Raw genomic sequence first — 18,967 nt, 5'->3', positions numbered from 1 at the left:
ACGTGCAATAAAAGCTCCCCCTTTCGGGGGAGCTGGCGAGCGGATGCGAGTCTGAGAGGGTTGGAGAATATTTATGAACGAACCTGAAAAGATCGACCCGCGGGAGCTCAGCCCGTTGGCGCTGGCCTTTGTGGGCGACAGCGTGCTGGAACTGCTGGTGCGACAGCGTCTGGTGGAGCATCACCGCCTGTCTGCCGGAAAGCTCAACGCAGAAAAGGTCAAATACGTCTCGGCCCGGGCACAGTTCCGGGAGGAACAGCTGCTGGAGCCGCTGTTCACTGAGGACGAACTGGCCGTGTTCAAGCGGGGCCGCAACGCCAGCAAGGCCAGCGTGGCAAAGCACGCTTCCCCGGAGGAATACCGTGCTTCCACCGGCTTCGAGTGCCTGCTGGGCTGGCTGTATCTGAACGGTCAGCTGGGCCGTGTGCACGAGCTGTTTGAAACACTGTGGCAGCAGTTCGACCCCAACGAGACCTGAGAAGTTGCTTTCATAATCATTGCACACCGCCTGAACGGTCTTTTTGCTGCCATACTGCGTTGCTCTTCCTTGCAATCCATCAGGATTGCTGCGGAAAACCGCCTTGGCTGGCGGCAAAAAGCCGCGCCCATTCGGCGCACCCTGACTATAAAAACAACTTCTGACGCGAAAGCCCGCTGCTTTCCGCACTGGAAAACAGTGCCGGAGGGCAGCGGGCTTTGCGATTTGAGAAAGATCAGAGGTTCGCGCCCGTGGTCCATCAGGCGCGAAGGGCAGCGTTAGCGGCTGTTTTTGGCGTTGCTGGAACGGCTGCTCGTGGAGTTCTTGGCGCTCTCATCGTCGGCACCCTTGGTGTACTGGTTGGGGTGCTTGTGCTCGTTGGTGGCGCTGTTGGTGGTCTGGTTGGACGTGCGGTTCGAGGTCTGATTCTTGCAGTTATTGCTGCGGTTTTCGGTTGCCATAGTGAATGATCTCCTTTCGGTTTTCCGTGCGGGGCGGTGTGCCCCTCACAAGACCTAGTTTGGCCGCGGACGGCGGCTTTATACATCCCACAGGAGGAATGCAGAATGCCCATGGAATATTTTGAACAGCGGGAGCGCGCTCTGCTGGGAGACCGGTTCGATGTCCTGTATGCAGCCCCGCAGGAAACGGCGGAGCGCGGCGTAACGGTGTCGGCCCTGCGCAGCTCACCGGAGCAGTTTGCCGCAAAAGCCGATTTCCCACTGGAAGCATCGCCCTTTTGCAAGGCGGCATTCGTGGTGCATCAGCCGGATGATTTGAAATTCCGGCCCGGGCGGCATCCGTACCACCATGCGGGCGTGTTCTACTCGCAGGAGCCGTCTGCGTCCTCGGCGGCACCGCTGCTGGGCGTGCAGCCCGGGATGCGTGTGCTGGACATGTGCGCCGCGCCCGGCGGCAAAAGCAGCCAGCTGGCGGCGGCGCTGCAGGGCCGGGGTGTGCTGGTGAGCAACGAATACGTTGCAGCTCGTGCGGATATCCTGAAAAGCAATCTGGAACGCATGGGCGTGTCCAATGCGGTGGTGCTCAATGAGACGCCCGCCCGCATTGCGGATGTGCTGCCGGAATTTTTTGACCGGGTGCTGGTGGACGCGCCCTGTTCCGGCGAGGGAATGTTCCGCAAGGAGCCGGTGGCCCGTCAGCAGCACTGTGAAGCGCTGGTGAAGCAGTGTGCTGAGCTGGGTGCAGAAATTCTGGACTGTGCAGCCGCTGTGCTGGCCCCGGGCGGGCAGCTGGTGTATTCCACCTGCACCTTTGCACCCGAGGAGGACGAGGGACAGGTGGCGGCGTTCCTGCAGCGCCACCCGGAGTTCACCCTTGCGGATGCCTTGGGAAATGTGGACTACACCTTTGGCAGTGAGGGCGAAGCCAACCGCACCGGCGGTCTGCCGCTGGATGTGAGCAAGGTGCGCCGTATCTGGCCCTGTCAGGGCGGCGAGGGCCACTTTATGGCCCGGCTCGTCAAAGCTGGCACTCCGCGCGTTCTGCCCGCAGAGGGCGAGTACACTGCCGAAGAACAGCTCTGGCTGGCAGCAGCGGAAGCTGCGGGCAAAAAGGCCAAGGGAAAGGGCGGCAAGCCTGCCAAGACCCCGGATGCCCGCAGTGCCCGCCGCGAGAATGCCCGTGCCTGCCGGGAAGCGGTGCAGGGCGAAAAGCGCAGCCGCGAAGCACAGGCAGGGGAGACAAGTCCTGCCCAGAGCCTTGCAGCATGGCACGCGTTTGCCGGGCAATATTTCCCGGCGCTGGTTGACCGCCCGGCTGTGGTGCACGGCGGCGGTGTGCTGCTGCCGGTGCCGTTCCCGCAGACGAACCTGCATGTGCTGCGGGCGGGCGTATTTGTGGGCAGCGTGCAGAAAGGCCGCTTTGTGCCGGAGCACCATCTGTTCACGGCATTTGGCGCACAGTGCATAAACCGCGAAGAACTCACCCTTGATGACCCGCGCTGCGTGGAGTATCTTTCCGGCCGTGAGGTGGAAGCCCGCATCGCTGCTGACGGCTGGTGCTGCGTGACGGTGGACGGCTGGCCGCTGGGCGGCGGCAAGGTGTCCGGCGGGCGGGTGAAAAACCATTATCCCAAGGCGCTGCGGCTGCTGTGAACGGGCAGAAAAAGCGCATTTTTCCGCGCAGAATGCTGAAAACCGGGCGGATAAGGCTTGAACGCTCTGCCCGGTTGTGCTACAATAATAGAGTTAGATTTTGTGTGCTGCCACAATGCGGGCGACCACAGCCCGTCTGCCCGCAGGCGGAGATTTGAGAATATACAGGAGGCTCTTTCCCATGTCTGGACATAGCAAATGGAACAATATTAAGCGCAAGAAGGAAAAGACCGATGGCGCAAAGGCAAAGGTCTTTACCAAGATCGGCCGCGAGATCAGCGTTGCCGTGCGTACCGGCGGCCCGAACCCTGCTTCCAACAGCAAGCTGGCTGACCTGATCGCCAAGGCAAAGCGCATGAGCGTGCCCAACGATAACATCCAGCGCATCATCAAGAAGGCTGAGGGCGGCGATAAGACCGAGTACGAAGCAATCACCTACGAAGGCTACGGCCCCGGCGGCGTTGCTGTCATGGTGGAGACCCTGACCGACAACCGCAACCGTACCGCTGCCGACCTGCGCCACTACTTCGACAAGAACGGCGGCAATCTGGGTGCTATGGGCTGCGTGGGCTTCCTGTTCAGCCAGAAGGGTGTCATTGACATCTCTCTGGAAGATAAGGATGCCGACGAGGCCATGATGGATGCTCTGGATGCTGGTGCCGAGGACTTCGATGCCAGCGAGGATGCAGCCGAGATCACCACCGATCCCGAGAACTATTCTGCTGTGGTCAAGGCCATGGAGGAGAAGGGCTACGAGATCCTCTCCGACGATCTGGCCATGGTGCCCATGACCACCACCCGCCTGACCGACCCCGACCAGCTGAAGCTGATGGGCAAGCTGCTGGATGCGCTGGAAGACAATGATGATGTCCAGAACGTCTGGCACAGCCTGGAGAACGAAGAGGATCTGCCGGAATAACCTTCCGCAAGGCTCTTTGCTCCTGAAATAAGACGATAAAAGCCGCTTTTTGTGCTAATTGGCACGAAAGGCGGCTTTTTTGTGCTGTGTTACGGGACTGAAAACGGCTTGGGACCTCCACTGAACAATAAAAATCCCCCGTCGGCAAGGCATACCGGCGGGGGAAAGGGGGAGAGCGTTTTTTAATAGATTATTGCACGCTTGCAAGGAACCGCACAAAGCCTGCGCGGCCAGCCTCGTCCATTTTATAGACACCGGCATCGGCCAATACCTGAGCGAACACATGGCCCACCTCGTCCTGCAGGATGAGGTGCACGGTGTCGCCGTTCAGTTCCGGGTGGCGGGCAAGAATATCCTCGGCCCACTCGGCGTGCTTCTGCAGTTCTTCCGGGCACTGGCTCACCGGGGTGCGGGCCACCAGTGCATCGGCCAGCTCAAACAGCTCCTTTTTCAGGCGGCTGGGCAGCACGGCAAGGCCCATGACCTCGATCAGGCCGATGTTTTCCTTTTTGATGTGATGCAGCTTTGCATGGGGATGGAACACGCCCAGCGGATGCTCCGGGGTGGTGATGTTGTTGCGCAGCACCAGATCCAGCTGATACTTGCCGTCCCGCATCCGGGCAATGGGGGTGATGGTGTTATGTGGCTCGCCGTCGGTCTCGGCAAAGATGAAGCATTTTTCGTCCGAGTAGCCGCGCCATGCGGTCAGAATTTTATCGGCCAGCTCCACAAGACGGGCATCATCTTCGCTGGTCAGGCGGATGCAGCTCATGGGCCAGTGCACGATACCGGCATCCACATCCTCAAAACCGGGGAAGACCCACTTCTTCTCGACGGGCGCCTTTGCCATAGCGAATTCATAGTGGCCGCCCTGGAAATGGTCGTGGCTGAGAATGCTACCGCCCACGATGGGCAGGTCGGCGTTGCTGCCCACGAAATAGTGGGGGAACAGGCCCACGAAATCCAGCAGCTTGCGGAAGGTAGCACGCTCGATCTTCATGGGAGTGTGCTGGTTGTTGAACACGATGCAGTGCTCGTTGTAGTAGACGTAGGGGCTGTACTGCAGGTTCCAAGCGCTGTCGTTGATGGTGAGAGGGATGATGCGGTGATTCTCGCGGGCGGGGTGGTTCATGCGGCCTGCATAGCCTTCGTTCTCGGCGCAGAGCTGGCACTTGGGGTAGGCGCTCTGGGGAGCCAGTTTGGCGGCGGCAATGGCCTTGGGGTCTTTTTCGGGCTTCGAGAGGTTGATGGTGATATCCAGATCGCCGTAGGGGGTCTTGGTGACCCATTTCAGGTCGCGTTTGATGCGGTAGCGGCGGATATAATCGGTGTCCTGACTGAATTTATAGAACCAGTCGGTTGCGGCCTGCGGGCCTTCGCTTTCGTAGCGTTCCTCGAAATTGGCGCGCACGATGCTGGGCCGCGGGGTCAATACGCCCATGAGCTTTGTGTCGAACAGGTCGCGGGCGGTGGAGTTGTCCTCGCACACACCGCGGGCAACGGCATCATCTACCAGCGTTTTGAGGATGCTTTCCAGATCGGTATAGCACACCTCGCCCTCCGGCGCGGTAAAGTCGTCCAGCTGCATGGTCATAAGCAGCTGGTTGCGGATGTAAATTTCATCATCGGGCAGGATAAGGCCGGTGTCCAGCCCGTAATTCACGAGCTGCTGGATGGCGGTAGAAATCACAGTACTGCGCCTCCTTCCGGGCGGATGCTCAGCACATGGCAGCGGCCCTCACCAAGGATGGCTTCCATGTGGGCCTTGAAGTCGGCCAGCATTTCCACCGGCACAAAAGCCTGAGCCGTACCGGCAAAGCCGCCGCCGTGCACGCGCACAGCGCCCTTGCCGTTCAGATAATGCTTGGCAGCTGCAATGGTCACGCCCATCTCCTGATGCTCCTTGTAACCGGCGGGGATCACGTTCTGCAGGTATTCCCAGCTGCTGTGGCCGGACTCGTTGACCAGACGCAGGAAAGTGTCAAAATCGCCCTCGCGCAGGGCAGCTACCTGTTTTGCCACGCGGTCGTTATCGGCATAGATATGGAAGGCGCGCAGCACGGCACGGTCGCCGCACTGCTTGCGGCACTCCGGAAGCTTTGCAAGGAAGGTCTCGAACGGCACATCCCGCAGCACTTCGCCGCCGCACACAGCAGCCACGGCGCGGCACTCGGCGGGCACAGCGGCATATTCGTCGGTCAGGTCGGCATGATCTGCGCAGGAATCCAGAATGCACAGGGCAAGGCCTGCCTTGGAGAAATCCACGGCCACCGGCTCCACATCCGGGTGGGCAGGGTCCGCAAAATCAATGGTAATGATGTTGCCCACGCTGGAAGCCATCTGATCCATCAGGCCGCAGGGCTTGCCAAAGTAGACGTTCTCTGCCCACTGGCCGATCTGCGCGATCTCGATGGGGGAGACTTTATCGGTCATGAAGCAGTCATTCAGGATCACGCCGATCAGCACTTCAAAGGCAGCGGAGGAAGAAACGCCGCTGCCTTTGGGCACGTTGGAGGAAATGTACACATCCAGACCGGCCAGCTTTGCACCGCGCTGACGGAAGGCTTCGCATTCGCCGCGCAGCAGAGAGAGGGTAGTGTTTTCCTCTTCCTTGCGGGCAGCAAGGTCATCAAGGCCGATCACACACAGGTCGTAGCCTTCGCTCTGCACGCGCAGCTGGTTCAGGGTGTTGGGTGCGGCGGCAGCGATCATATCAATATTCACGCTGCCGGCCAGCACGCGGCCATGCTGGTGGTCGGTGTGGTTGCCGCCGATCTCGGTGCGGCCGGGGGCACTGTAAAGACCAGCTTCAGCATGGGGGCCAAAGGTGGCATCCAGACCATTCAGAACAGCTTCGTAGCGGGCAGCCTGTGCAGGAGTTTCGTCGGGCGCACAGCAGTAAAGTGCTGCCAGCCGGGCAGCGTGAGCGCCGCTGGAAAGCTCCTGCTTCCATGCGGAAACAGATTTCATCATAGGATAATCCTCCTTTTGAGCGGGTTGGAACTGCAGTGCAGGGCCGCATACAGGATGCTCTGCACACTTCTGTCCTTATCATATAAAATCCGGACAGAAAAAACCATGTGTTATTGTTGCATCTGGATGAAAAGTTGCAAAAAGACTGAAATTGGCGCACAGAGTGGAATTTGACGGTTGAAATAAAATTAGATATAAAACGGAAAAACCATTGGCAAAAATGCCTGCAAATCCACGGCTTTGCGTGGGACGGACGAGGCCTGCACAACATGGAGATTTGCGCTTTGAAAAAACAGGGAAAAAGCTCATGGGCCTTTTCCCTGTTTCCCAAAATATTATTTTGTAAACTCGTTTCCGGTCAGGCCGTCCATGTTCAGCATCCCTTCCAGTGCGGCCACATCTGCCGAAACGTCCAGTGCGTCGGACTGGAACAGCTTGTCCAGCTGATTTTCAAAGGCGGTCACCAGCAGGTCCATGCTGCGCTCGATGTTCTTTTTGACATCGGCGATGTTTTCCCCCTGCACATCCTGCGCAGGAAGGCTGGCGTAGGTGTTCAGCAGCTTGAGGGCGGTGGGCAGATAGTAGTCCATGAATTTCTGCAGCTGAGCCTTTTTGCCGGGGTCTTGCTTTGCCAGCTCAAAGATGCGGGCACTGACCGCTTCCAGACGGCTGATCTTGATGGTCATCACGGGGTCCGGGATGGCATCGTTGACCTGCCGCAGCTGTTGCAGAATTGCGGTATATTGGTCCGCTGGTGCAGGTTCTGGGGCGGGCGCAGGCTTCGGTTTCCGGGGCGGCTGGGGAGCCGCGCCGCGCACTACCAGAGTATTGGTGCGGTTATCAATGTAAGCATCTGCACCGAAGTAACCGTGGGAAATAGCACTTTCCACCACGGTGCGGCCCTTTGCGGCATCGATGCCCGCGGCAGCAAACAGCTCGTCCAGCGGAATATTGTCGCGGTCGCCTGCGATCTTGTCCAACAGGCGTTCCAGCTTGCGGGTACGATCCATGTGCAGGCCGGTCAGCAGAGCAGCGCCGCCGCCCAGCATCTGGGCAATGGCGGTAAAGGCTTCCATCATGCTGGCAGCACCATCCATGAACAGGGTGCTGAAGCCCGCGAACAGAAAGACAGCACCGCCGATGGTGCACAGGGTGGTAAGGAGCTTATGACGCTCCTTAGCGTCCTTCTGCTCTTTGGTGGGAACATCGTGGCCGTAGGCTGGCTCGTTTTCCTGCCGGGGGGCCGTCTGCGCAGATGCGGGGCCGAGGTCGGAACGATAGTCTGCCTGCGCCTGCGCAGCGGCCTTTTCCTCTTTTTCGGCGTTTTTATCGATGCTTTTTAAGATGAACAGCAGCACGCCCAACGGTGCCGACATGGCAAACACAATAAAGATGGCAATGGTGGGGATGTGGGCAAAATAATGTTTTTTGGGCTGCATGAGCAAAAACCTCTCAATTTATCCTGACTGTCCGGCAAAAGAACAGAAAAAGACCGCGTTCCACTCTATTATAGCGGAGCACGGCCTTTTTGTTAAGGGGGAAATATTGATGTGCGTGGAAGCAGCAAGGGAGTAAGTCTGCTGCCTGCCGGAAAAAGTTACTTCATCAGGCTGCAGACGGCCTCGGCATAGGCGGCGGGATCATCCACCGGCAGGCCTTCGATCAGCTGAGCCTGTGCGTACAGCAGAGCACTGTACTTCTTGAGCTTGTCGGTGTCACCGGCCTCCTGTGCGGCCTTGAGCACGGCAAACACGGGGTGGTTGACATTCAGTTCCAGAACCTTATCGCTCTTTACGCCTTCGCTGCCGGGCTGCTTGGACAGCACTTTTTCCATCTCAATGGACAGCGGGCCGTCAGCACTCAGGCACACAGGGTGATTCTTCAGGCGGGTAGAGACCTTGACCTCTTTCACCTTGCCGTCCAGAGCGTCCTTCATGGCATCGAACAGGTTCTTGTTCTCAGCGGTAGCGTCCTCGGCGGCCTTCTTCTCTTCCTCGGTCTCAAGGCCCAGATCACCGCTGTTGACATTCTTGAACTCCACGGTGCCGTCCTTGCCTTCGGCATCCTTGCGGGGATAGGTGCGCAGGATCTGCAGGCAGAACTCATCCACATCCTCGGTCAGCAGCAGGACGTCATAGCCCTTATCCATGACCAGCTCAGCGGCGGGCAGCTTTGCCAGACGGTCGGTAGAATCACCGGCAGCAAAGTAGATATACTTCTGCTCAGCGGGCATCTTGTCTACATACTCCTGCAGAGTGACCATCTTCTGCTCCTTGGCAGACCAGAACAGCAGCAGGTCGCGCAGCAGCTCGGCGTGCATGCCGTAGTCGGAGTAAGCACCGAACTTGATCTGACGGCCGAACTCTTTCCAGAATTCCTCGTACTTCTCGCGGTCATTGGCCAGCATGGCGTGCAGATCGTTCTTGATCTTTTTTTCCAGAGCGTTGTGGATCAGCTTGAGCTGGTTGTCCTTCTGCAGCATCTCGCGGCTGATGTTCAGGCTCAGATCCTGACTGTCCACAATGCCCTTGACGAAGCTGAAGTAATCGGGCAGCAGGTCGGCGCACTTCTCCATAATGAGCACGCCGGATGCGTACAGGGCCAGACCCTTTTCATAATCCTTGGTGTAGAAGTCGTAGGGACGGTGGCTGGGTACGAACAGCAGGGCATTATAATTTGCAGTGCCCTCGGTGCGGCTGACGATGACGCGGGCGGGGTCGGTATAATCGCCAAACTTTTCCTTATAGAAGTTCGCGTACTCCTCGTCGGTCACTTCGCTCTTCTGCTTTTTCCAGATGGGCACCATGCTGTTCAGAGTTTCCAGCTCGGTGTAAGTCTCCCATTCGGGCTTATAGTCCTCCGGCTTAGGATCGGGTTCCGGCTTCTGGCGCTCGTGCTGGCGCTCCATCTGGATGGGATAGCGCACATAGTCGCTGTACTTCTTCACGATGGCCACGATGCCGTACTCATCGAGGAAGTTGTCGTAGTGGTCCGTCTCAGTATCCGGCTTGATGTGCAGGATGATCTGGGTGCCTGCGGTATCCTTCTGGGCGGGGGTCATTTCGTAGCCGTCCACACCGGAGGACTCCCACTGCCATGCTTCGTCCGAGCCATAAGCCTTGGAAATGACGGTGACTTTATCGGCTACCATGAAGGAGGAGTAGAAGCCGACACCAAACTGGCCGATGATATCGATGTTCTCGTCCTTGTTGTCCTTCTTGAAATCCAGAGAACCGGAGTGAGCAATGGTGCCCAGATTCTGCTCAAGTTCCTCTTTGGTCATGCCGATGCCGTTATCCTCAATGGTCAGGATGCGGTTCTCCTTATCGCGGGTGATGAGGATGCGGAAATCGCCCTTGTTCATGCCCACAGAAGGATCGGTCAGGCTCTTATAATAGAGCTTATCGATGGCATCCGATGCGTTGGAGATCAGCTCGCGCAGGAAAATTTCCTTATTGGTGTAGATGGAGTTGATCATCATATCCATCAGCTTTTTGCTTTCAGCCTGAAATTCTTTCTTAGCCATAATGCAAAACCTCTTTTTATCTGTATTCGGCACCAAGCACTCGGAATAGGATATTACTTTTGAATACTTAGCACTCGTAACTTTCGAGTGCTAATATACACCGACAAAAAGCAAAAATCAAGGGCTTTCATAAAAAGTTTAAAAAATGGTTCGTTTTGTGCTATAATGAACCGCAAAGGATGCTGTAAAAGGAGGAAATATCATGCAGCTGAAACAGCTGGAACTGGCCGGCGGTGGGACACTGACCGTTTATCTGCGTGATTGCTGTGAGCGGATGCCGAATGTGCTTGACCGGCCATTGGTGCTGGTGGTGCCCGGCGGCGGCTATACCCATGTGAGTGCCCGTGAGGGCGACCCGGTGGCGCTGCAGTTTGCGGCGGCGGGGTACCACACCGCTGTGCTGGACTACGCCATCTGCGAAAAGGCAAAGGACTACATGCCGCTGCGCCAGCTGGCCGAGGCTATTGGTCTTGTGCGGCAGCACGCGGCCCAGTGGCATATCCTGCCGGAAAAAATTGCTGTGTGCGGCTTTTCAGCGGGCGGCCACCTGGCCCTTTCCGGTGCTGTGCTGGACATTCCCGGCGAAGCGGCCCAGCCCCGGCCCAATGCGGTCATTCTGGGCTATCCGGTGGTCACGGCAGGGCAGTATGCCCACCGCGGCAGCTTTGTGCAGCTGGCGGGCAGCGCCGACCCGGCGGCACAGCAGGTGTTCGGGCTGGAGGATAAGATCACGCCGCAGACGCCGCCGGTGTTCGTATGGACCACCATGGAGGATGCCACCGTTCCGGTGGAGAACACCCTGATGCTGGTGAACGCTCTGCACCGGGCGGGCGTGCCCTGCGAGGCGCATCTGTTTGAAAAGGGGGTGCACGGTACCAGCATCAGCACAGCAGAGGTGGACCAACCCAGCCGCCGCCGGCATCACTGGGTGGAACTGGCAGTGGAATGGCTGGGAGACACTTTTGCCTTTTCCGTCTGTTAAGTCTGGATATATTTGAACGAACCTACAAAAAATTCACAATTAAACTGTTGACTTGCATAAGCCTTTGACGTATACTGGTCAGCAGGGACAAACTAAAGGAAGAAGGAAATACCTATGGTTATGGACCCGACCCTGCCGCGCATCTCTGTGCGCGACCTGATGATGCAGGCTTTTCTCACCGGATGGGAGCTTTCGGACAAGACAGTTTCGCAGGACGAATACCTGCAAAGCTCCATTCAGGTGATCGAAATGCTGCAGGTGGAACCGGAAAACCTTTATGCCGAAGAAGGCCTTGGCCTGCCGGACGGCGAAGAAGTGGATCATCTGGACGACTGGCTGCGTGCCGACGGCCAGTGGCTGTACTACGGTGTAGAGGAAGAAAATTTCTTCCTGATCCAGTGGTACCCGGACGAAGCTGCCGCAAAGGCAAAACTGGCCCAGCTGGAAGAACTGGGCGACGGCAAGCAGTATCTGGTAGATTTTTCCCTCAAGCGGGAGAACCCTTCCAGTGCAGAGAACTTCGGCAATTCCAATCCGGTCCAGCTCCGCTCCTGAAAACATCACCTTAAAGCGAAAGGAAATTTTGCAGCATGCAGCTTTCTGAGATCGAGCGCGAACAGCTTTATGCCATCGTTGAAAAATACGATCATCACCCGGATGTGCAGCGGATGCGGGAGTACATCCAGCACGGCTCTGTCACCACCTACCAGCATTGCAAGAATGTGGCGCTGGTGAGCTTCTGGCTCAACCGCCGTCTGCATCTGCACGCTGACGAGACCTCGCTGGCAGTGGGTGCCCTGCTGCATGATTTTTATCTGTATGACTGGCACACCACCGGTACCTTTCACGGCCTGCGCCGCCTGTTTGAGATGCACGGCTTCTCCCATCCGGGCTATGCCTGCGTCAATGCAAAGCGGGTGTTCAGCATTACCAGAAAGGAACAGAGCATCATTGCAAGCCACATGTGGCCGCTGACCTTCCGTCATGTGCCCACCTGCCGCGAAGCAGTCATCGTCTGTCTGGCCGATAAGTACTGCGCCGTGGTGGAAAGCATGTTCCAGCGTTCCCGCGCCGGTGCCGTGGTGGACGGCAGCGTGGACATCGACGGCGAAGAGTGGTAAGCCTGTTTTTACCTTTATCATTTTATCAATGGACAAAAAAGAACTCCGCAGCCTCAGGGCGCGGAGTTCTTTTGCATCTTACAGCTTTTTATATCCTTCCGGTTCATTGGCGGCAGCGCGGTATTCCATTAAGAATGTGTCCAGCCAGCGGCCGTGACAGTCGCGGGCAATGCGTTCCCGGCGGCCCACTAAGCGAAAGCCGCATTTTGTGTGCAGGGCGCGGCTGGCAGCGTTGTCCTGCAGCACGGTGGACTGCAGTGTCCAGTAGCCGGCCTTTTCTGCCTGATGGCACAGCTCGGTCAGCAGGTGATAGCCAAGGCCATGGCCCCGGAACTGCTCACCCACGTAAATACTCACCTCGGCAACGCCGCGGTAGCACCAGCGCGGGTCCACCCGGCGCAACGCCGTCCACCCGGCAATCACGCCGTCGGCCAGCAGTACCAGTCGGCATTCTTTTGCGTGGGAAGCATCCCACGCAGAATACGGCGGACAGGTGGTCTGAAAAGTGGCATGTTCTGTAGCAATGCCCTCCAAATAAATTCTGGAAACAGCGCTCCAGTCTTCCGGCTCCATGGGCCGGATCTCGATTTTGCTCATATTTCGATCCCGGCGGAAAGTGCATAGCTTTCCGCGCCCTCAACTCTCAAAAATATCCGGCTCCAGTATAGCAGAATTTGCGGTGCGGTACAAGCGCCGTACTGCACAGAAATTTCTTTGACAAGCGGAAGGTTTGTGATACAATAAATCATAACAAAGAAAAGCACGGCAGGATACGCCGCTGCAGAATGGAGGATGTCCCAAAATGAAGTGGATCAGAACGATGGTGTGTGCGCTGGGAATGCTGGCGTGCGTATCGCTTTCGGCATTTGCTGCAGAGTACGGCGAGCCGAACATCACAACAGAGACGACCATGAAAGAGCTGCGGGAGAACCCCAGCATCAAAGGCTCCGGCTACTATACCTACTGCAACGAATGGATCGAGGGCAGCACGCAGTACGATGATACGCCCATTGAGGGCTATGTAAGCTACGCGGCTGCCGAGGATGCCGCCGAAGGCATGAACCTTGTGATCGAAAACTACAACAGGGGCGTACAGATCACATGGCAGGTGTATACCCCGGAAGAAATTGCGGAAAATCCTTCTCTGGGCATGGTGCAGCTGTATTATTTCCCGGCTAAAACAGCCAACGCAAAGTACGCCATCGTGGTGCCCGGCAACGGCGGCAACACCACCGCAGAGCTGAACGAGGGTGCATCCATTGCCAACCAGCTGCACGAGCTGGGCTATGCGGCTTTTGTGCTGCGGTACCGCTCTTTCCTGAATGCATCCGACAATGCGCCACTGTACGATATTGCCAATGCCGTAAAGTACCTGACCGAAAATGCAGATCAGTTTGGCGTTCAGCGCGAAAACTATGCGCTGATGGGCTTTTCTTCCGGCGGACACATCGTGGGCCTGATCGGCTCAGACAACGAAAAGTTCGGCTATAAGGCATTTGGCCTCCCACAGCCTGCAGCGCTGCTGCTGGGTTACCCCATCAACGATTTCTTTGAGGTGAAGCCGCTGTATCAGCTGGCCATTGACCCGCTGGTGCTTGGCTGGCGTTACTACTGGACCGATATTTCGGATGTGGTGAACGAAAACTTTACCCCTACCTATTTCTTCTACGGCAAAAATGATCTTTATATGCAGCGCATGTGCTACTCCCAGCAGGGGCCGCTGCTGGAGCGCAAGCTCCGGGAGAGCGGGGCTGTTTATGAGTGCCATGTGTACGAGAACGCACCCCACGCCATTGGCCCGGGCCACCACACCGATGCGGACGGCTGGATCCGGCAGGCAACGGCATTCTGGGAAAAACAGTGCAAATAAAGAGATAAACGGGGGATTGCTGTGAGAAAACGATTGCGCACGGTGATGTTTGGTATTGGCCTGATGATCCTGCTGGCACAGCCGGCGTTTGCGGAGGAGCTTGGTCAGGCCAACATCACACCGCGCACCAAAATGGCAGAGATCCGCTCCAACCCCAGCATTGTGGGTGCGGGCATCTACACCTACTCGCTGGATCAGGACCGTGTGCTGGACCGGATGTACTGGGACGCGCAGCCGCTGAGCCGCCTTTCCAATCACTGGACGGCACAGGATGCGGCGGATGGACTGAACTATCTGATCCGCACCTATAACGCTGGGCAGCGGGTGACCTTCCCGCTTTATACGGCGGAGGAGATCGCGCAGGATACCAGCCGGGACGGTGTGGAACTGTATTATCTGCCGGCAGAAGGGGCGCAGGCGAACCAGAAATATGCGCTGGTGATCGGCGGCAATGCGATCGTGGTCAGCGCGGAGATTCGCGAGGGCATTTCCACTGCATGGAACCTGCACGAAATGGGCTATCCGGTGTTCGTGCTGCGCTACCGCATCGGCATGAAGGCTTCCAACAATGCGCCGCTGCAGGATGTGGTCCGCGCGGTGCAATACATCACGGAACATGCAGGACAGTTTGGCGTGCAGGTGGAGGATTATGCCATTGTAAGCTATTCCTCAGGCGGGCAGATCGCCGGACTGTTCGGCACCGACGCGGTGGGCTACAAAAATTACGGCCCGCCAAAGCCCGGTGCCATGCTGCTGGGCTACCCGGTAAACACCTTTCTGGAGTTCAAACCGGTCTATAATATCCTGCTGGACCCCGGCGTGTGCAAGCAGCGGTATTATAAAATGACATTGTCTGATTACATCACACCGGATTACCCGCCTACCTATCACTGGTACGGCAAAAACGACATGACCCTTATGACCATGTGCTGGTCGGCGCAGGGGCCTGTGCTGGAAAAGGCACTGGCCCGCAACCATGTGACGCATATCTACCATGTGTATGATGATGCTCCCCATGCAGTGGCCGCAGGCAAGGGCACCGATGCGGAGGGCTGGCTGAATGAAGCAGTTGCCTTCTGGGAGGAACAGGTCGGCTGAAAAGGAGATGTTGAGTTGAAACACAGGATATGCACCGCAGCAGCCTGTATCTGTCTGCTGCTGATGATGGCGCTGCCCGCATTTGCAGTAGAGTATGGCGAGCCGGATATTACGCCGCAGACCACCATGGGCGAGATCCGCTCGAACCCCAGCATCCTTGGTGCAGGCGTTTGGACCTATTCCAAGGAGCAGAACCTGCCCGGCACCGAGGACTGGTGCAATGACCAGACGCTGGAAAAATATGTGAGCAGCCATGTGGCACAGGATTGTGCCGATGGTCTGAACCTGCTCATCCGCAATTACAATGCGGGCGTGCAGATCACCTATAAGCTCTACTCGGAGCAGGAGATCGCCGAGGACAGCTCCCGCAACAATGTGGAGTTCTATTACTACCCGGCCAGCACGCCGGATGCAAAGTATGCGCTGGTGCTCTCCGGCAACATCTTCAACCGCACGGCGGAGTTAAAGGAGTGCATCTCCACAGCTTACCAGCTGCACCAGAAAGGCTATGCGGTGTTCGTGATGCGCTACCGCGCCTACCCGGACAACGACAACAACGGACCCATAGAGGACATTGCACGGGCGGTGAAGTACATCATCGGCCACGCACAGCAGTTCGGCGTGCAGACGGAAAGCTACGCCCTGATCGGCTATTCTTCCGGCGGACATCTGGCGGGCCTGTTTGCATCGGACGCTCTGGGCTATAAAAACTATGGCCTGCCCAAGCCCGGCGCAGTGATCCTGGCGTATCCCATCGTGCAGTTTTCCGAGATCACACCGATCTACCGTGTGGGCATCGACCCCTTTGTGTGCGGCCGGTTCTACTATGAATACAGCCTTGCCGACCTGATCACAGAGGACTATCCGCCGGTGTACTTCTGGTATGGCAGGGATGACCTGACCTTGAACCTGCTGTGCTGGCCGCTGCAGGGGCCGGCCCTCAGCAAGGCACTGGCCGCGCATGGCGTACCTTACAAAGAAGTGGTATATGACCACGCAGCCCATGGCATCGGCCTTGGCCGCGGCACGGCTGCGGATGGCTGGCTGGACGAAGCCGCTGCCTTCTGGGAAGAACAGACAAAATAATATAAAGTACGCAGATCCGGGCTTTGCAGCTGCACAGCCCGGATTTTGCAATAGGAGACATTATGGAATTTTTAGCGTTTCTTTACACGGTGCTTCTGGTGGCCATCTGCCTGATGATGGCTCTGCTGCTGTACCGCTCGGCAAAGCCTGCCGCAAACCGGGACGATGCAGAACGGAAGGAATGGCTGCGTCAGCAGCTGGAAGCGCAGAACCGCCAGATGGACGCGAAGCTGGCAGAGATGGCGCAGCAGAACCTTGCCGCTATGGGCCACATCAGTGAAACGCTGCAGGCTTCGGTGCAGAGTATGAGCACCGCCCTTGCCGCAGGGCAGGGCACCCAGCAGCAGACCATGGAGCAGCGCCTGCAGGGGCTGGAAGCCTCCAACGTCCGCAAGCTGGAAGAGATGCGCCGCACCCTTGCCGAGGGCATGACTGCCCTGCAGGCCCAGAACGCCCAGAAGCTGGACGAGATCCGCCATACGGTGGACGAACAGCTGCAGGATGCGTTGCAGAAGCGGGTGACCGAAAGCTTCAAGGCGGTGAACGACCAGCTGGAACAGGTGTACAAGGGTCTTGGCGAAATGCAGAACCTTGCCGCTGATGTGGGCGGGCTGAAACAGGTGCTTTCCGGTGTGAAGACCCGCGGTATTCTGGGTGAGATCCAGCTGGGAGCCATTCTGGAAGAGATCCTTGCCCCGGAACAGTACGACACCAACGTGGCCACCATTCCGGGCAGCACCCAGCGGGTAGAGTACGCCATCCGGATGCCCGGCGCGGACGGCGGCACGGTGTGGCTGCCCATCGACTCCAAGTTCCCCGGCGACACCTATGCCCATTTACAGGATGCGCAGGCATCCGGCGACGCACAGGCCGTGGAGAACGCCCGCCACGCACTGGAACTGGTGCTGCGGGCCGAGGCCAAGGACATCCGGGAAAAATATGTGGAGCCGCCCTATACCACGGCCTTCGGCATCCTGTTCCTGCCCTTCGAGGGTTTGTATGCCGAGGTGGTGAACGCGGGCCTGCTGGAAGTGCTGCAGCGGGACTATCAGGTGAACATTGCAGGCCCCAGCACCATGGCAGCACTGCTCAACAGCCTGCAGATGGGCTTCAAGACCCTTGCCATCCAGAAGCGCTCCGGTGAGGTATGGCAGCTGCTGGGTGCGGTGAAGACCGAATTTGACAAGTTCGGGCAGGGGCTTTCCAAGATGCAGCAGCGCCTGCGCCAGACCGACGAAGAGCTGGATAATCTCATTGGCGTGCGCAGCCGTGCCATCAGCCGCAAGCTGCGCGCGGTGCAGACCATGGACGAAAGCGCTGCTGCCGCTCTGCTGGAACTGGATGCTGAGCCGGGCAAACCGGTGGCGGCACGTCTGCCGGAGAATGGGGAAGAGCTCTGATGTGCAGAATATTCCCACGTTATCCCTTGCGATTTTTCTGACGATGTGGTATGATAGGAACTGTTCTCAGAAACAACCGCCGCAGAAACGCGGCACTGCATAAAAATATAAATAAGGAGACCGAGCATTATGAGCGTAAACAAGATCAGTGAAGCCATTTTGGGCGTTGGCGTGGATGATACCACCATCGACCTCTTCGAGAGCCAGTATCCGGTGCCCACCGGCGTGAGCTATAATTCCTATGTCATTCTGGACGAAAAGACCGCCGTTCTGGACACGGTGGATGCCCGCGCTACCGAGCCGTGGCTGGAAAACCTGACCGAAGCTCTGGCAGGCCGTAAGCCGGATTATCTGGTGGTCTCCCACATGGAGCCGGACCACGGTGCCAACATTGCAAAGCTGGCGGCACTCTATCCTGAGATGCAGGTGGTGGGCAACGCCAAGACTTTCCTGTATATGGATCAGTTCTTTGGTGCTGATGCTGCGGCAAAGGAGCGCCGCGTGGTGGTGAAGGACGGCGAGAGCCTGAGCCTTGGCACCCACACCCTGACCTTTGTGTTTGCCCCCATGGTGCACTGGCCGGAGGTCATGGTCAGCTATGAATCCACCGAAAAGGTGCTGTTCTCCGCGGATGGCTTCGGTCGCTTTGGCGCTGTGGCAAAGTTTGACGAAAAGGCCGACTGGGCCAGCGAAGCCCGCCGCTACTACCTGAACATCGTGGGGAAATACGGCCCGCAGGTGCAGGCGCTGCTGAAAAAGGCTGCGGCTCTGGACATCCAGACCATTTGCCCGCTGCACGGCCCGGTGCTGACCGGAGATCTGGGCAAGTACCTGAACTACTACGACATCTGGTCCAGCTACAAGCCCGAGGAGCCGGAAAAGATCCTTGTGGCAAGTGCCTCCATCCACGGCCACACCCGTGCAGCAGCCCACCTCATGGCCGAAAAGCTGCGTGCAAAGGGCGCAAAGGTCGTGGAGATGGACCTGACCCGCACGGATGTGTCCTATGCCGTCACCGAAGCCTTCCGCTGCGGAAAGATCGTGCTGGCCTGCGCCACCTACGACGGCTTCCTCTTCCCGCCGATGGAAAATCTGCTGACCCACCTCAAGACCAAGAACTTCCAGAACCGCACGGTGGGTCTGATGGAGAATGGCACATGGGCACCCATGGCCGCAAAGCTCATGCGCGCCGAGCTGGAAAGCATGAAGAACATCGCCGTGTGTGATACTGTGGTCACCATCCGCAGTGCTGCCAATGCTGCTGCCGAAGCGCAGATGGATGCACTGGCTACGGAGATCACGGAAAAGTAAACAGAATGGTCTGTACAGGGCCGCTGCCTGCCGAAGAGCCTCGGCGGGCGGCGGCCTTTTTGCAGCCATTGAACAGACGAAAGAAGTCT

17 protein-coding genes are annotated in these 18,967 nt (G+C 57.8%); 11 read left to right on the top strand and 6 right to left on the bottom strand.

Going from position 1 to position 18,967, the window contains the following annotated elements; genetic code table 11:
* Positions 1 to 73 precede the first annotated feature (73 nt).
* Entirely contained in the window at positions 74 to 478 is a 405-nt protein-coding gene (locus ACGHP1_RS09485) for a Mini-ribonuclease 3 (RefSeq protein WP_097775375.1), read from the top strand.
* A 278-nt stretch (positions 479 to 756) separates the two neighbouring features.
* Here ACGHP1_RS09485 and ACGHP1_RS09480 read toward each other — a convergent pair whose 3' ends face one another.
* Positions 757 to 939, bottom strand: coding sequence for a hypothetical protein (locus tag ACGHP1_RS09480; RefSeq protein ID WP_097775376.1), 183 nt, complete (start codon positions 937 to 939; stop codon positions 757 to 759).
* Between the two features lie 105 nt (positions 940 to 1,044).
* Here ACGHP1_RS09480 and ACGHP1_RS09475 point away from each other — a divergent pair, with 105 nt between their 5' ends.
* Both ACGHP1_RS09475 and ACGHP1_RS09470 read left to right on the top strand, forming a co-directional pair.
* Positions 1,045 to 2,592 (top strand): RsmB/NOP family class I SAM-dependent RNA methyltransferase, encoded by a 1,548-nt coding sequence (locus ACGHP1_RS09475; protein ID WP_390509178.1) that lies wholly within the window; start codon positions 1,045 to 1,047, stop codon positions 2,590 to 2,592.
* A 181-nt stretch (positions 2,593 to 2,773) separates the two neighbouring features.
* Positions 2,774 to 3,511, top strand: a complete 738-nt coding sequence (locus tag ACGHP1_RS09470; RefSeq protein ID WP_044954219.1) for a YebC/PmpR family DNA-binding transcriptional regulator — start codon at positions 2,774 to 2,776, stop codon at positions 3,509 to 3,511.
* 190 nt (positions 3,512 to 3,701) lie between these two features.
* Here the strand turns inward: ACGHP1_RS09470 and galT are convergent, their stop codons facing one another.
* The 4 genes from galT to htpG form a co-directional block, all read right to left on the bottom strand.
* The gene (galT, locus tag ACGHP1_RS09465) at positions 3,702 to 5,201 is read right to left on the bottom strand and encodes a UDP-glucose--hexose-1-phosphate uridylyltransferase (protein ID WP_390509174.1); all 1,500 of its coding nucleotides are present in this window, start codon (positions 5,199 to 5,201) and stop codon (positions 3,702 to 3,704) included.
* The gene (locus ACGHP1_RS09460; RefSeq protein WP_120080264.1) at positions 5,198 to 6,484 is read right to left on the bottom strand and encodes a galactokinase family protein; all 1,287 of its coding nucleotides are present in this window, start codon (positions 6,482 to 6,484) and stop codon (positions 5,198 to 5,200) included. Before ACGHP1_RS09460 ends, galT begins: the two co-directional genes overlap by 4 nt.
* Positions 6,485 to 6,819: 335 nt before the next feature.
* Entirely contained in the window at positions 6,820 to 7,923 is a 1,104-nt protein-coding gene (locus ACGHP1_RS09455; protein ID WP_390509171.1) for a 5-bromo-4-chloroindolyl phosphate hydrolysis family protein, read from the bottom strand.
* Positions 7,924 to 8,081: 158 nt separating this feature from the next.
* Complete coding sequence (gene htpG, locus ACGHP1_RS09450) at positions 8,082 to 10,010, bottom strand: molecular chaperone HtpG (RefSeq protein ID WP_390509169.1); 1,929 nt, start codon at positions 10,008 to 10,010, stop codon at positions 8,082 to 8,084.
* Between the two features lie 202 nt (positions 10,011 to 10,212).
* Between htpG and ACGHP1_RS09445 the strand changes: the two genes are divergently transcribed.
* The 3 genes from ACGHP1_RS09445 (at position 10,213) to ACGHP1_RS09435 (ending at position 12,113) form a co-directional block, all read left to right on the top strand.
* On the top strand, positions 10,213 to 10,992 hold the full coding sequence (locus ACGHP1_RS09445) for an alpha/beta hydrolase (RefSeq protein WP_390509167.1): 780 nt from the start codon (positions 10,213 to 10,215) through the stop codon (positions 10,990 to 10,992).
* Positions 10,993 to 11,106: 114 nt separating this feature from the next.
* The gene (locus ACGHP1_RS09440; RefSeq protein WP_005945935.1) at positions 11,107 to 11,547 is read left to right on the top strand and encodes a hypothetical protein; all 441 of its coding nucleotides are present in this window, start codon (positions 11,107 to 11,109) and stop codon (positions 11,545 to 11,547) included.
* Between the two features lie 35 nt (positions 11,548 to 11,582).
* On the top strand, positions 11,583 to 12,113 hold the full coding sequence (locus ACGHP1_RS09435) for an HD domain-containing protein (RefSeq protein WP_044954220.1): 531 nt from the start codon (positions 11,583 to 11,585) through the stop codon (positions 12,111 to 12,113).
* Between the two features lie 78 nt (positions 12,114 to 12,191).
* Here ACGHP1_RS09435 and ACGHP1_RS09430 read toward each other — a convergent pair whose 3' ends face one another.
* Entirely contained in the window at positions 12,192 to 12,710 is a 519-nt protein-coding gene (locus ACGHP1_RS09430) for a GNAT family N-acetyltransferase (RefSeq protein ID WP_005945939.1), read from the bottom strand.
* Positions 12,711 to 12,915: 205 nt separating this feature from the next.
* Here ACGHP1_RS09430 and ACGHP1_RS09425 point away from each other — a divergent pair, with 205 nt between their 5' ends.
* From ACGHP1_RS09425 to ACGHP1_RS09405, 5 genes are all read left to right on the top strand, one after another.
* Entirely contained in the window at positions 12,916 to 13,983 is a 1,068-nt protein-coding gene (locus ACGHP1_RS09425) for an alpha/beta hydrolase (RefSeq protein WP_390509163.1), read from the top strand.
* A 21-nt stretch (positions 13,984 to 14,004) separates the two neighbouring features.
* Positions 14,005 to 15,081 carry an alpha/beta hydrolase gene (locus ACGHP1_RS09420; protein ID WP_390509161.1) on the top strand — a complete coding sequence of 359 codons (1,077 nt, stop codon included), beginning with the start codon at positions 14,005 to 14,007 and terminating at the stop codon, positions 15,079 to 15,081.
* 15 nt (positions 15,082 to 15,096) lie between these two features.
* Entirely contained in the window at positions 15,097 to 16,167 is a 1,071-nt protein-coding gene (locus ACGHP1_RS09415) for an alpha/beta hydrolase (protein WP_390509159.1), read from the top strand.
* Positions 16,168 to 16,229: 62 nt separating this feature from the next.
* Complete coding sequence (rmuC, locus tag ACGHP1_RS09410) at positions 16,230 to 17,567, top strand: DNA recombination protein RmuC (protein ID WP_390509157.1); 1,338 nt, start codon at positions 16,230 to 16,232, stop codon at positions 17,565 to 17,567.
* Positions 17,568 to 17,696: 129 nt separating this feature from the next.
* The gene (locus ACGHP1_RS09405) at positions 17,697 to 18,878 is read left to right on the top strand and encodes an FprA family A-type flavoprotein (protein WP_390509154.1); all 1,182 of its coding nucleotides are present in this window, start codon (positions 17,697 to 17,699) and stop codon (positions 18,876 to 18,878) included.
* The last annotated feature ends 89 nt before the right edge of the window (positions 18,879 to 18,967 follow it).

The organism is Faecalibacterium sp. i21-0019-B1 (assembly GCF_042852915.1).
GTDB classification, from domain to species: domain Bacteria; phylum Bacillota; class Clostridia; order Oscillospirales; family Ruminococcaceae; genus Faecalibacterium; species Faecalibacterium taiwanense.
Note: the sequence above shows the minus strand (reverse complement) of the source record. Positions and strands in the feature narration are given on the sequence as shown.

Coding starts and splice junctions, on each gene's coding strand:
- ACGHP1_RS09485 (WP_097775375.1), top strand. CDS start 74: ATGAACGAACCTGAAAAGATCGACCCGCGGGAGCTCAGCCCGTTGGCG.
- ACGHP1_RS09480 (WP_097775376.1), bottom strand. CDS start 939: ATGGCAACCGAAAACCGCAGCAATAACTGCAAGAATCAGACCTCGAAC.
- ACGHP1_RS09475 (WP_390509178.1), top strand. CDS start 1,045: ATGCCCATGGAATATTTTGAACAGCGGGAGCGCGCTCTGCTGGGAGAC.
- ACGHP1_RS09470 (WP_044954219.1), top strand. CDS start 2,774: ATGTCTGGACATAGCAAATGGAACAATATTAAGCGCAAGAAGGAAAAG.
- ACGHP1_RS09460 (WP_120080264.1), bottom strand. CDS start 6,484: ATGATGAAATCTGTTTCCGCATGGAAGCAGGAGCTTTCCAGCGGCGCT.
- ACGHP1_RS09455 (WP_390509171.1), bottom strand. CDS start 7,923: ATGCAGCCCAAAAAACATTATTTTGCCCACATCCCCACCATTGCCATC.
- htpG (WP_390509169.1), bottom strand. CDS start 10,010: ATGGCTAAGAAAGAATTTCAGGCTGAAAGCAAAAAGCTGATGGATATG.
- ACGHP1_RS09445 (WP_390509167.1), top strand. CDS start 10,213: ATGCAGCTGAAACAGCTGGAACTGGCCGGCGGTGGGACACTGACCGTT.
- ACGHP1_RS09440 (WP_005945935.1), top strand. CDS start 11,107: ATGGTTATGGACCCGACCCTGCCGCGCATCTCTGTGCGCGACCTGATG.
- ACGHP1_RS09435 (WP_044954220.1), top strand. CDS start 11,583: ATGCAGCTTTCTGAGATCGAGCGCGAACAGCTTTATGCCATCGTTGAA.
- ACGHP1_RS09430 (WP_005945939.1), bottom strand. CDS start 12,710: ATGAGCAAAATCGAGATCCGGCCCATGGAGCCGGAAGACTGGAGCGCT.
- ACGHP1_RS09425 (WP_390509163.1), top strand. CDS start 12,916: ATGAAGTGGATCAGAACGATGGTGTGTGCGCTGGGAATGCTGGCGTGC.
- rmuC (WP_390509157.1), top strand. CDS start 16,230: ATGGAATTTTTAGCGTTTCTTTACACGGTGCTTCTGGTGGCCATCTGC.
- ACGHP1_RS09405 (WP_390509154.1), top strand. CDS start 17,697: ATGAGCGTAAACAAGATCAGTGAAGCCATTTTGGGCGTTGGCGTGGAT.